The organism is Psychromonas arctica (assembly GCF_036697365.1).
In the GTDB taxonomy this organism is placed as follows: domain Bacteria; phylum Pseudomonadota; class Gammaproteobacteria; order Enterobacterales; family Psychromonadaceae; genus Psychromonas; species Psychromonas arctica_A.
In genome coordinates this window covers 359,764-373,039 of sequence record NZ_JBAHZA010000002.1, presented here as the reverse complement: position 1 = coordinate 373,039, position 13,276 = coordinate 359,764, and the positions used below count along the sequence as shown (strand labels likewise).

At 37.3% G+C, this 13,276-nt stretch carries 13 protein-coding genes; 11 read left to right on the top strand and 2 right to left on the bottom strand.

Translation table 11 applies throughout. From position 1 onward, the window contains the following. The first annotated feature begins 116 nt into the window (after positions 1-116). The 8 genes from hemA (at position 117) to rlmM (ending at position 7,122) form a co-directional block, all read left to right on the top strand. A complete protein-coding gene (gene hemA / locus V5290_RS03715) occupies positions 117-1,382 on the top strand; it encodes a glutamyl-tRNA reductase (RefSeq protein WP_333382024.1) in 1,266 nt (421 codons plus the stop codon). A 49-nt stretch (positions 1,383-1,431) separates the two neighbouring features. Further along, positions 1,432-2,523: a peptide chain release factor 1 gene (gene prfA, locus V5290_RS03710; protein ID WP_333382022.1), complete on the top strand. Its 1,092-nt coding sequence runs from the start codon at positions 1,432-1,434 to the stop codon at positions 2,521-2,523. Continuing rightward, complete coding sequence (prmC, locus tag V5290_RS03705; RefSeq protein WP_333382020.1) at positions 2,524-3,351, top strand: peptide chain release factor N(5)-glutamine methyltransferase; 828 nt, start codon at positions 2,524-2,526, stop codon at positions 3,349-3,351. A 69-nt stretch (positions 3,352-3,420) separates the two neighbouring features. Then, a complete protein-coding gene (locus V5290_RS03700) occupies positions 3,421-3,807 on the top strand; it encodes a SirB2 family protein (RefSeq protein WP_333382018.1) in 387 nt (128 codons plus the stop codon). Positions 3,808-3,810: 3 nt separating this feature from the next. Then, entirely contained in the window at positions 3,811-4,671 is an 861-nt protein-coding gene (locus V5290_RS03695) for a SirB1 family protein (protein WP_333382016.1), read from the top strand. Positions 4,672-4,756: 85 nt separating this feature from the next. Further along, on the top strand, positions 4,757-5,602 hold the full coding sequence (kdsA, locus tag V5290_RS03690; protein WP_333382014.1) for a 3-deoxy-8-phosphooctulonate synthase: 846 nt from the start codon (positions 4,757-4,759) through the stop codon (positions 5,600-5,602). Positions 5,603-5,611: 9 nt separating this feature from the next. After that, complete coding sequence (locus V5290_RS03685; RefSeq protein ID WP_333382012.1) at positions 5,612-6,004, top strand: DUF423 domain-containing protein; 393 nt, start codon at positions 5,612-5,614, stop codon at positions 6,002-6,004. A 32-nt stretch (positions 6,005-6,036) separates the two neighbouring features. Then, the gene (gene rlmM / locus V5290_RS03680; protein ID WP_333382010.1) at positions 6,037-7,122 is read left to right on the top strand and encodes a 23S rRNA (cytidine(2498)-2'-O)-methyltransferase RlmM; all 1,086 of its coding nucleotides are present in this window, start codon (positions 6,037-6,039) and stop codon (positions 7,120-7,122) included. A 175-nt stretch (positions 7,123-7,297) separates the two neighbouring features. Here rlmM and V5290_RS03675 read toward each other — a convergent pair whose 3' ends face one another. Together V5290_RS03675 and V5290_RS03670 are read right to left on the bottom strand one after the other, a co-directional pair. Next, entirely contained in the window at positions 7,298-8,212 is a 915-nt protein-coding gene (locus V5290_RS03675; protein WP_333382008.1) for a VanZ family protein, read from the bottom strand. Positions 8,213-8,344: 132 nt separating this feature from the next. Beyond that, positions 8,345-9,559 carry a pyridoxal phosphate-dependent aminotransferase gene (locus tag V5290_RS03670; RefSeq protein WP_333382006.1) on the bottom strand — a complete coding sequence of 405 codons (1,215 nt, stop codon included), beginning with the start codon at positions 9,557-9,559 and terminating at the stop codon, positions 8,345-8,347. 193 nt (positions 9,560-9,752) lie between these two features. On the opposite strand from V5290_RS03670, the gene V5290_RS03665 reads away from it, so the two are divergent. The 3 genes from V5290_RS03665 (at position 9,753) to aroG (ending at position 13,205) form a co-directional block, all read left to right on the top strand. Beyond that, the gene (locus V5290_RS03665; RefSeq protein WP_333382004.1) at positions 9,753-10,679 is read left to right on the top strand and encodes a LysR family transcriptional regulator; all 927 of its coding nucleotides are present in this window, start codon (positions 9,753-9,755) and stop codon (positions 10,677-10,679) included. 136 nt (positions 10,680-10,815) lie between these two features. Beyond that, positions 10,816-12,063 (top strand): molybdopterin molybdotransferase MoeA, encoded by a 1,248-nt coding sequence (gene moeA / locus V5290_RS03660; protein WP_333382002.1) that lies wholly within the window; start codon positions 10,816-10,818, stop codon positions 12,061-12,063. Between the two features lie 89 nt (positions 12,064-12,152). Then, entirely contained in the window at positions 12,153-13,205 is a 1,053-nt protein-coding gene (gene aroG / locus V5290_RS03655) for a 3-deoxy-7-phosphoheptulonate synthase AroG (RefSeq protein WP_333382151.1), read from the top strand. Positions 13,206-13,276 lie beyond the last annotated feature (71 nt).

Here is a 13,276-nt window from a genome sequence, read left to right as displayed (position 1 = left end):
TTTGTTTTTAAGACTAAATGCATCATAGAAACAGAGTTCGCTTTAATTTTGTGGTAAATTTACGTAGAATTCAGCTCTTTGTTTTGCTCCATGTCTTGTTTCTGTGAATTATATAAATGCCATTATTTGCGTTAGGAATTAACCATCAAACTGCACCAGTTGAACTGAGAGAAAAAGTTGCCTTTGCACCTGACTCTTTGATGATGGCTTATGCGGATTTACTAACTCAACCTCTTGTTAAAGAAGCTGTTATTATTTCTACTTGTAATCGTTGTGAAATCTACTGTCATTATGAAGGGCTGGATATTTCACCTATACTTCGCTGGTTAACTGATTTTCATGATATCGAGCCAGGTGCATTCGACCAAAACTTTTATAGCTATCAAGACCAAGAGGCCGTTAATCATTTATTCCGCGTTGCGTGTGGGCTAGATTCATTGGTCTTAGGCGAACCACAAATTCTTGGCCAAATCAAACAAGGCTTTGCTTCTGCAGGGCAAGCTAAAGCCGTCAATAAAACACTCAATAAATGGTTTCAACACGCTTTTAGTGTTGCAAAGCGAGTACGCACTGATACTCAAATTGGTGCGAATGCCATTTCAGTCGCATTTGCAGCGGTGTCTTTAGCAAGACAAATATTCAGTGACCTCAAAAAAAGCAGAGTTTTATTAATTGGTGCTGGCGAAACAATTGAACTAGTAGGCAAGTATTTACTTGAGCATGAAGTGCCAAATATTACTATTGCTAATCGTACTTTAGAGCGCGCGATGGGCTTAGTTGAGCAATTTAATGCAAACGCCATTACCCTAGAAGAAATACCTAACCACCTCGCTAAATCGGATATTATTATCTCTTCGACAGCTAGCCCGTTACCGATCATTGGTAAAGGCATGGTGGAATGTGCTTTAAAAGATCGCCGTCATCAACCTATGTTGTTTATAGATATTGCAGTTCCTCGTGATATCGAACAACAAGTTGCTGAATTAAATGATGCCTATCTTTATAGTGTTGATGATTTACAAGGTATTATAGAAGAAAATAAGCAAGCGCGTGTCGAAGCCGCGATTGAAGCTGAAAAAATTATTGTCGCCAGTGTTATTGATTTTATGGCCTGGCAAGAATCATTAAAAGCGGTAGAAAGTATTCGCTTGTATCGTCAAAACAGTGAGCAACTAAGAGATGAATTATTACAACGTGCTATTGCTTCATTAGCGAAGGGTAATGATAGTGAGAAAGTATTAAAAGAGTTGGCGTTTAAATTAACCAATAAGCTTATTCATCACCCAAGCCAAGCATTAACAACTGTTAGTCAAACAGGTAATGAGCAGGACTTAGCTTTATTAAGGTTAACTCTTGGGTTAAGCCAACAAGACGAATTATAAGAAATAACTCGATAGTTTGGCGACAAACTATTCATAAGAAGAGATAAAAATGAAAGCATCTATTGTTGCAAAGTTAGAAATATTAGTTGAGCGTTATGAAGAAGTACAAGCATTATTAGGCGACCCGGATACTATTAGTAACCAAGACAAGTACCGTGAATTAACCAAAGAGTATTCACAACTTGAAGAAGTGGTACTGTGTTTCAAATCATTTCAATCTGCACAGGAAGATTTAGCTGCTGCAGAACTCATGCTTGATGATGACGATGAAGATATGCGCGAAATGGCGCAAGATGAAATTTCTGAAGCCAAAGAGTCAGTTGAGAGATTAGCAGCTGAACTGCAAATTTTATTATTACCAAAAGACCCAAATGACGATCGTAACTGTTTTGTTGAAATCCGTGCTGGTGCTGGCGGTGATGAAGCGGCTATTTTTGCGGGTAACTTATTCCGTATGTATAGCAAATACTGTGATAGCAAAAAATGGCGTGTGACCATTATGAACAGTAATGAAAGTGAGCAGGGTGGTTATAAAGAAGTGATCATGCAAATTGAAGGTGATGGTGCTTATGGTTTGATGAAGTTTGAATCAGGCGGTCATCGCGTACAACGAGTGCCTGAAACTGAGTCTCAAGGTCGTATTCATACGTCGGCTTGTACTGTTGTTGTTATGCCTGAAATACCAGAATCTGAAGCAATTTCAATTAATCCTGCTGATTTAAAAGTTGATACTTTCCGCGCATCTGGAGCTGGTGGTCAGCACGTTAATAAAACCGATTCAGCTATTCGTATTACGCACGTTCCAACAGGGACTGTTGTAGAGTGTCAGGACCAACGTTCACAGCATAAAAACCGTGCACAGGCGATGTCAGTTTTACAAGCACGTTTACAACAAGTTGAAGATGAAAAGAATAATGCTGAAGAGCAAGATATCCGCCGTAGCTTAGTAGCAAGTGGTGATCGTAGTGAACGAATTCGTACTTATAACTATCCTCAAGGCCGTGTAAGCGATCATCGTATTAATTTAACCATTTATCGCTTAAATGAAGTGTTAGAAGGTGAGTTAGATGCATTACTTGATCCTATTCTACAGGAAGACCAAGCTGATAAATTAGCGGCACTTGCACAAGGTGCTCTGTAGTTGCGTATTGATGATGCGTTAGTTTGGGCTGAATATATACTAATTAATAGTGATTCAGCTCTATTGGATGCACAAGTATTACTGGCTTTTGTATTGGATAAACCAACGATTTATTTAATGACATGGCCAGAGCGAGATTTAACAGCACAACAAAAAGCTAATTTTGAAGAGTTGATTGAACAGCGTGTCAATGGTCAACCTGTTGCTCATTTAACTGGTGAAAGAGAGTTTTGGTCACTACCGTTTAAAGTCAATGCGAGTACTTTAATTCCAAGGCCTGATACTGAAAGGTTAGTTGAATTAGCCTTAGAAAAAAGCAGTGCCCAGGCCCATATTTTAGATTTGGGAACAGGCACCGGAGCCGTTATATTAGCGCTTGCTAGCGAGTTGCCTCAAGCAACTTGTATGGGAGTCGATTTTAGTGTTGATGCAGTTGCTTTAGCTTGTGAGAACCGTAAAAACTTGGGTCTTACTCGAGTCGTGATTAAACAAAGTAACTGGTTTAAGAGCGTGCAGGAAAGGTTTGATGTTATTGTTAGTAATCCACCGTACATTGACCCTTCTGATGTCCACCTCAAACAGGGCGATGTTCGATTTGAACCGCTTTCTGCTTTAACAGCAGAAGAACATGGACTTGCAGATATTCGTTTGATTTGTGAACAAGCAAAAGACTACTTAACGGCTGGCGGCTGTTTGTTAATTGAGCATGGTTATGACCAAAGTAACTCAGTACAAGCAATTATGTTAGACAATGGTTTTGTGCAAATTAAAACAGAACAAGATTATGGACAGAATGACCGTGTGACATTAGGCCACCTTCCGCTATAGAGTAGGGCCGTGTAATTTCTTTTATCTTAACAAACTTAATAAGTCTCAGGGCTTAGGGCAAGGATTATAATGTATTCTATCTTAAAACATACTCACATGAGCTTTATCTTATTAGCGATTATTCTTTATATACTACGGTTTTACTGGTTGAAGTCAGGCCATGTTAATGCTCAAAAACCGCTATTTAAAAAAATCCACACTCATACACACTTAACCATTGTTGTATTAGGAATTGCATTAATGGCTATGGTGCATTGGAATCCCTTCTCTTTAGGTGGATACTGGTTATTAGAGAAAATAATTGCATTTGTAGCCTACTTTACCATGGTACAAGTGTCTTTAAACCCAAATACTAAAACACATATCCAATGGCTATCTTTTGTTGGTGCGTTTGGTTGGCTTGCATACATAGCAAAATTAGCATTCACTAAACAAGCTATTTTATTAGTGGGGTAAACAGTGGAACTAGATGAACAAAGTACGTTAGAAGAGCCAGTTATTAATACTAATCTTATCCATGAAGGAATAGATTTTGATGCTTATTCGCTTTTGCAGCTAGCGAGTATGGCAGAAGCTGAGATAACTGGGCATTCAGCTATAGAGTTACAACATAATATGCGTTTACAATTGATTGTTATTAAATCTCAATTAGCGTCATATAATGAAGCAAATATGGATAAACTCACAGCGTTACTCAATAACGTATATCATGTACAAAATTTTAGAGGTGACTGGAAAGCATTTTTTAAAGTTAAAAATGCATTGTTGTCTTCGGTGTTATCGCGCCGCAAAGGTGTGCCGATAAGTTTAGGTATTTTGTTAATCGAAACCTTAAAAGAAGTGGGGTTTAGTGCTGATGGTATATGCTTTCCAAGTGGTTTTATAGTCAAAGTGGAATTACCAGATGGGCCTGCTTATATCGACCCGTTTAATGGTGAAATTGTCGATTTAATGCAACTTGAGTTAAAGGTACGTGGCCAACTTGGTAATCATGCTCGTTTGACTCCTGAAATGTGTCAAGCTGATAGTAAGGAAACGGTTATCAAACGTTACGTTAATGTATTAAAAGCTGCTTATATCCAAGCTGAAAGTATTGAACTTGCATTATTGTGTAGTGACATATTATTACGTCTTGATCCTGAAGATGCACTTGAAGTGAGAGACCGTGGTTTCTTGTTTCAACAACTAGAGTGTTATCAACTAGCTTGTAATGATTTCACCTATTTTATTGAGCAGTGTCCAGAAGATCCCATTGTTAATTTATTAAAAAGACAAATCAAACAAATGAGTGATGAACTTGTTGCTCAAGTCATTCATTAATTATGTTAAGTATTAATAGTCACTCAATTGCAGTGATTATTATTAATTTTTGATCGTGTTAATCGATAAAAATAAGAGAGTAAAAATGAGCCAGAAAATTATCAAAGTCGGCAATGTTGAAGTTGCAAACGATCTTCCATTCGTTCTATTTGGTGGAATGAATGTTTTAGAGTCACGTGATCTAGCCATGAAAATGGTGGAAACCTATGTTGAAGCGACTAGTAAATTAAACATTCCATATGTATTTAAAGCATCATTTGATAAAGCAAATCGCTCATCTATTAATAGTTTTCGTGGTCCTGGTTTAGAAGAAGGTTTACGCATTTTTGAAGAGATAAAATCGACATTTAATGTGCCAATTATTACTGATGTTCATGAACCTTACCAAGCTAAGCCTGTTGCTGAAGTTGTTGATGTGATTCAACTACCTGCGTTTCTAAGTCGTCAAACTGATTTAGTACAAGCAATGGCTGAAACAAATGCTGTTATTAACGTGAAAAAAGCACAATTTTTAGCACCCCATGAAATGCAACATATCATTACTAAGTTTAAAGAAGCAGGTAACGATAAAATCATTCTATGTGAACGTGGTAGTTGTTTCGGTTACAACAACTTAGTAGTAGACATGTTGGGCTTCAGCACCATGAAAGAAACAACTTACCCAGTTATTTTCGATGTAACACATTCATTACAAAAACCTGGCGCACGTAGTGATAGTGCTGATGGCCGTCGTAGTCAAGTTGTTCAGTTAGGCTTAGCTGGTATGTCTCAAGGTATTGCAGGACTATTCCTAGAGTCTCACCCAGATCCTACTAACGCAAAATGTGATGGGCCTTGTGCATTACCATTAGAGAAATTGGTACCTTTCCTGACACAAATGAAACAAATGGATGAATTAGCTAAAAGCTTAGATCCTATAGTTACTGAGTAAGTTATTACTTTGAATATTTCAAAACAATCACGTTGTTTTATCGCCGTTGCCGCTTTACTCGGGGCAACGGCGGTTATGTTTGGGGCTTATGCTAGTCATGGTTTATCTGCTTGGGCTAATCCTGAACAAATTTCACAGGTTAAATTAGCAGCACAGTATCAATTATTTCATGCTTTAGCGTTATTCATAACTGCCATGCTCAGTTCATTCTTAGTAAGCCGGCTTTTAACCTTGAGCCTATATTGTTTTACTATTGGCACGCTATGTTTTAGTGGAAGCTTGTACTATTGGGTGTTTTTTGCTTCTAAGTTATTGGTATTAATTACTCCGCTAGGGGGCTTATTATTAATCGTGGCTTGGTTATCTATTGCTTTAGCAATGGTCTTCTCTTTAAGAAAATAAAGGTTTACTGAACACAGTAAATTGAGGTTTGTATGTTAGGTATTCTGTTATATTGTCGCCCAGGTTTTGAAAATGACTGTGCTAATGAAATTCAAGCAAAAGCCAGTGAGCTGGAAGTATTTGGTTATATTAAAACACTAAAAAATAGTGGGTTTGTACTATACCATTGTTACGACCCCTCTCAGGTTGAGTCTTTAGCTGAACAGATCAATTTTGCTCAATTAATCTTTGCTCGGCAAATGATTGTTGCTGTTGCAATGCTTGAGGATTTGCCTGCGGAAGACAGAATTTCGCCTATTTTAGAAATAACCCGTAACTTGCCAATGGCAGGCGATGTTTATGTTGAGTGTCCTGAAGGCGATGAAACGAAACCTTTATTGACTTTCTGTCGTAAATTTACAGTACCTTTTAGACAAGCGTTGAAAAAGCATAATAATCTTACTAACAAAGAAAACCCTAAACGTCGTCGAACTCATGTTTGTTTTATGGATTATGAAACTGCTTATGTTGGGTACTCTCTACCTAACAATCGTAGTGAATTGCATATGGGGATCACTCGTTTACGTTTCCCTAATGAAGCTCCAAGCCGTTCTACACTAAAACTCGATGAAGCCTTTCAAACATTTTTAAGCAAAGAAGAACAAGAAGCACGCGCGCACTCAGGTCTTAAAGCGGTTGATCTTGGTGCCTGTCCTGGTGGGTGGACTTATCAATTGGTAAGACGTGGCATGTTTGTTAGTTGCGTGGATAATGGCGCAATGGCAGACAGTCTAATGGAAACTGGACAAGTTACACATTACATGGAGGATGGTTTTAAGTTTGAACCTGAACGTAAAAACATTCACTGGTTAGTCTGCGACATGATAGAGAAACCAAAGCGGGTTGCTAAGTTAATGGCTAAATGGTTAATTGAAGGTTGGTGCAAAGAAACTATCTTTAATCTTAAGTTACCTATGAAGCAACGTTATCAAGAGGCAACGGAAGACCTTAAAATACTAACTGATATGATTGAAGAGGCTGGGTTTAATTATGAGCTTCAAGCTAAACATTTATACCATGACCGTGAAGAAATTACTGTTCACGTACGCTTAACTGATAAAATATATGGGCCGATCTAAGCTATAGTTATTGTGATTTAAACTGATACTGACCACGTTAATTAACTGCTTTATTTATTTGTTAAACTACCTTGTTGCTTGGTTGTAACTATTTGTAAATAGTGCTTTTTTAATGTCAAATTTAGACTCATAATGTAATAGATATTACGTTATGAGTCTAAAAATTTTGGGCTTGTTACTGTAAAGTTAATGGCGCTAAATATAAATACTTCGGTGTTTTCAGTTTATACATATAAAAATCCACCCCAGCTACATTTCCTAAATCCATTTGTCTTAATGACACACTTTGTTTAATTTCATCCAATGAAATATTGATATCGTTGTGCCCGGGTTTAACCTTCAAAACTTTATCAAAGCGATCTTGGGGGTTAGGTTTCCCTTTATCGTAATGTTTATCAGTAATGATCAAAGTAACGGATAACGTTTGCTCATAAGGATTATAAAAATCAAAACTGAGTTGGTTAAACTTACTCCAATTACCTTGAAAATAGCGCAGAGCTACTCCACTGTACTTACGTGGTACAAAGGTAATTTTCATCACCTTACCTTGTGCATCGGGTAGTTGTTTTGAAGTGACTAAAGAGAGTGCTTGGTCTGCTTTCCACCGTGTTAAGCTAATTTCATTATCAAAGGAAGCAATAGTAGGGAATTCAACTCTCATCTTAACTTCATCATAGGCAGTCGTAACTGCTGGCAATAAGAAATAACTCAGTACAATGAAATAGCCTGCCTTAAATAGTAGATTAATGGAGTGTCGAGTAAATATAATTAAACTCAGTAGGACACCAATATAATTCATGAATAGATCATCGAGCTCTCTAGAGCGCCCAAAGAAAGGTTGGATCAGTTCAATGGCCGCCCCTAAAGCAAAGCAGCTTAATGTTAATAAACACCATTGTTTGAATAATGGTGCATTCCTAATGCTAGGTTGGTAAAGGATTAATAAGGCGGACCAGAAAGCAAAAACAGTGACATGACCTAAAGGCCACAATACATAAATAATTCGTTCAGAAATTAAGTCACCTACATCAATAAATAGCAATGAAATGAAACATAATGATATAAATGACAATAGTATTTTATTGAACATGGGAGTTCTCATATGAAAAAGGAGGATTATAAAAAGATGCTATGCGAATCTAAGGCATTAATAATGATAAGTTACAGCGAAAGTCGCAGTGTTGATAAATGAGGTTATCAACATTGCGAACAGGAAGTTTTATTATTGGCTATACCCATCTAAGAAATGCGCTATTTTATTAATCGCTGTTTTCATCTCATCTACTCGAGGTAAACAAACAATTCTGAAATGATCTGGTTTATGCCAGTTAAAACCAGTGCCTTGCACAATCAGAATTTTTTCTTCAATAAGTAAATCCATCGCAAAACGTTGATCGTCTTTAATGTTAAAACGCTTTTGATCCAGTTTAGGAAATAGGTATAACGCCCCTTGTGGTTTGTTACAGCTGATACCCGGAATATCATTCAATAGCTTCCAGGCTGTTTGTGTTTGATCATACAAACGTCCGCCGGGTACTGTTAATTCATTGATACTTTGATATCCACCTAGTGACGTCTGAATTGCATGCTGCATGGGAACGTTGGCACACAATCGCATACTCGCTAGAATTTCAATACCTGATATATAGTCTCGAGCTTGTTTTTTTGCGCCGCTTATCATCATCCAGCCGACACGGAAGCCACATACACGATAAGCTTTTGAAAGCCCATCAAAGGTCACAATTAAAATATCATCGGCGAGTGTTGCTAATGGTATATGTACTGCATCGTCGTAAACAATTTTCGAGTATATTTCATCGGAGAAAACAATAAGGTTATGTTGGCGAGCTAACTCAACAATCTGCTCTAATAATTCTTTGCTATAGACTGCACCAGTAGGGTTATTTGGATTGATTAAAACAATCCCTTTAGTGCGCGAAGTTATCTTAGACTTAATATCATCAATATCTGGAAACCAGTTAGACTGTTCATCACAAATATAATGTACTGCTTTACCTCCAGAAAGGTTTGCTGCTGCTGTCCATAATGGATAATCTGGTGCAGGCACTAAGATTTCATCACCATTATTCAACAAGCTTTGCATTGCCATTACGATCAATTCACTGACGCCATTACCAATGTAGATATCATCAGTATCTAAAGATAATAATCCTTTACCTTGATAATGTTGCATAACAGCTTTACGTGCTGAAAATAACCCTTTGCTGTCACAATATCCTTGGCTTTTAGGCAAGTTTTTGATCACATCCATTAGTACTTCTTCTGGGGCTTCAAACCCAAATGAGGCGGGATTTCCTATGTTCAATTTAAGAATACGTTGGCCTTCTTCTTCCAGTTTATTTGCTTGTTTTAATACTGGACCACGAATGTCATAACAGACATTATCTAATTTATTTGAACGAACAATAGAATACATTTAAACCCCTTAACCCCTAATATTATGCTTGAAACAGCATGCTAAAGTACCTTATATGCTTAACATAGTGAAGGTGATTTACTCAAAATCATAATGTTATTGTTTAATAATTAATTAATTTCAATTAAATTAATGTATAAATGAATAAAATTAACTTTTATAAATAACCATTTCTTTCGCTGGTAGGGTAATTATGATTGAATTTAAACACTTAAAAACATTATCGACATTGAATAAAGCAGGAAGTTTGGTTGAAGCAGCCAAACAATTGCACTTAACTCAATCTGCCTTATCTCATCAATTAAAAGAGTTAGAACAGCGTTTAGATTGTTCTTTATTTATACGTAAATCGAGACCGATTCGCTTTACCATTGCAGGATTACGAATATTAGAATTAGCTGATAAGGTATTACCTCAAGTACGCCAAGCCGAACGTGACCTTTCTCGTTTTTCATCAGGCGATGCCGGCCGTTTGCATATGGCCATTGAGTGTCATTCATGTTTTCAATGGTTAATGCCTGCCATTGATAAATTTCGTGATAGTTGGCCTGAAGTTGAGCTGGATTTTTCAAGTGGTTTTAGCTTTCTACCTTTACCGGCATTAAAACGTGGTAATTTAGATTTAGTGGTTACTTCTGATCCCCAATCTATTGAGGGAATTACATATATTCCACTATTTAGTTATCAATCAATGTTAGCGTTGAGTCGACACCATCCGTTAGCAAATAAAACCTACATTGATGCTGAAGATTTACAAGATGAAACATTGATCACTTATCCTGTTGAAAAAGAACGTTTGGATGTATTTAATGGCTTTTTAATGCACGAAGGTGTGATGCCTGCAAAAATACGACAAGTTGAAATGACTTTGATGATGTTACAGCTTGTAGCAAGTGGACGTGGAGTGGCTGCTTTACCAAACTGGGCATTGTTTGAATATCTTCAAAAGGATTATGTAGTGGCTCGCCGACTTGGTAAAGAGGGCGTTTGGAAAACTTTATATGCAGCAGTAAGGGAAGAGCAAAAGTCACTGGCCTTCATAGAAGACTTTATTAGTACTGCTGTAGAAAGTTGTTTTAGTAATTTAAATGGGATTAAAACTGCTGTACCGCTTACTTAATCCACGTGATATAAAAATAGTTAGTAGTGTCTGCTGTATAAGTTTTAATAAATTGTAATGAAATTGATAGATATCATTACAGAGAAAATAGAAGTAGGCACAATAAAATTTAACCATTAATTTAAGAGTAATTAATATGAGCTGCTGTGATGTACCTGGTTTAATGCCTTTAGCCGAGGCCATAGATAGAATGCAAAGCGAACTAAATAATGTGTGTGAATCAATAACATTACCTTTATCTGATGCATTAGGTTATACCTTAAGTCAGGATATTATTTCACAGCAAAATGTCCCTCCATTTAATAATTCAGCAATGGACGGTTATGCGTTATATAGCCAAGATCTCGAAACGTGCTCATCTGATAAGCCTATTACATTGAAACAAGTTGGTAAATCCTTTGCAGGTATTCCTTTTACCGGTGCTATTGAAGCTGGTCAGTGCGTTAGGATTATGACAGGGGCGGTCGTTCCAGATCTTCTAAACTGTGTTGTTATGCAAGAGCAAGCTCAAGTTGATGGAGAAAATATTACGTTTACAGACGCGCCTAAGCTGCACAATAATATACGTTTCGCAGGTGAAGATTTAAGCGTAGGCCAAACCGTGCTAAGACAAGGTCATAAATTAACCCCTAGAGATATACCTTTGTTAGCATCTTTAGGTATTGCTACTTTACCTGTCTATCGTCAACTTAAAGTAGCTGTTTTATCATCGGGTGACGAGCTAAGACCTTTAGGTTCTAAGTTAGAACAAGGTGAGATTTACGACAGCAATAGATATAGTATTATAGGCCTTCTATCACGTTTGAATGTCGAAGTGATTGATTTTGGCATTATTGAAGATGATTTTAATAGGATAAAAGAAACACTTATTAAAGCAGATCAGCAAGCTGATGTAGTGATCACTAGTGGCGGAGTATCCGTTGGAGAGGCTGATTTCATTAAAGAAGTACTAAATGAAATAGGTGAAATAGGATTTTGGAAACTTGCCATTAAACCTGGAAAACCTTTTGCATTCGGTAAGCTTCAAAACAGTATCTTTTTTGGGTTGCCAGGAAATCCGGTTTCCGCTATCGTGACACTATACCAATTAGCAGTACCTGCAATGGCAAAAATGAGTGGTGAACTGGTAAAACCAGCATTACGTTTGAATGCAATTTGCAATGATGCATTGCGCAAAGCACCCGGAAGAACAGATTTTCAACGTGGTAATTACTCGGTTAACGAGCAAGGGCAGTTAGTTGTTACAACCACAGGAAATCAAGGCTCTGGTGTATTTAGTTCAATGAGTCAATCAAATTGCTTTATTGTTCTGGAACAAGACAGAGGCAATATCGCAAAAGGTGAGGCGGTAGAGATTGAACCGTATAGCCATTTAATGGATTAATGGGTAAGCAAGTCGCTTAAACAGATATTTATACAATACACAATAAAACAAGAAATTAACTATTAGGCACAACGGTGTGCTCAGGACATATTATGATTAAAACAGACGATTTAAAAATTACAGCGATTAAAGAATTATTACCCCCTATTGCGTTACTAGAGAAATTTCCAGCAACAAATGCAGTAAGCCAAACAGTAGCAGATTCTCGTTCTGCAATTAGTGACATTCTAAGCAACAAAGATGACCGCGTATTAGTGATTATCGGTCCTTGTTCTATTCACGATACTGAAGCTGCACTAGTATATGCAGATAAACTAGTTGCATTACGTGAAAAATACAAAGATACATTAGAAGTTGTAATGCGTGTTTACTTCGAAAAACCGCGTACAACTGTTGGATGGAAAGGATTAATTAATGATCCTGAATTAAATGGTACCTTCAACATTAACAAAGGTTTACGTACAGCTCGTAAACTATTATTGGATATTAATTCAAAAGGGCTGCCTGCCGCGACTGAGTTCTTAGATATGATTACGCCACAGTACATCGCTGATTTAATGTCTTGGGGCGCAATTGGTGCACGTACTACGGAATCACAAGTTCACCGTGAACTAGCTTCTGGTCTATCTTGCCCAGTAGGTTTCAAAAATGGTACTGATGGTACGATTAAAGTAGCGGTAGATGCAATTGGCGCAGCTAATGCGTCTCATCATTTCTTGTCTGTAAACAAATTTGGTCATAGTGCAATTGTTGAAACAGCAGGTAACCCTGATTGTCATATCATTTTACGTGGCGGTAAAGAGCCAAATTACAGTGCTAAGCATGTTGCTGCGATTAAAACGGATCTTAAAAAATCAGGTTTGGCCGAAACATTAATGATCGATTTTAGTCATGCAAACTCTGAGAAAAAATTCGAAAACCAAATGAAAGTACTTGATGACGTATGTGGCCAAATTTCTGGCGGTGATAAAGCTATCTCAGGCGTAATGGTTGAAAGTCATTTAGTAGAAGGTCGTCAAGACTTATGCGAAGGTGTTGCTCCAACATATGGTCAAAGTATTACTGATGCATGTATTGGCTGGGATGCAACAGAAACATTACTTGCACAATTATCTGAAGCAGTGGCAACGCGCCGCGGTTAAGAATAACCGAGCTCCAGTAAAAAAAACACTGTGCAAACGGTGTTTTTTTTTGTCTTCTAAATATGCTGCAA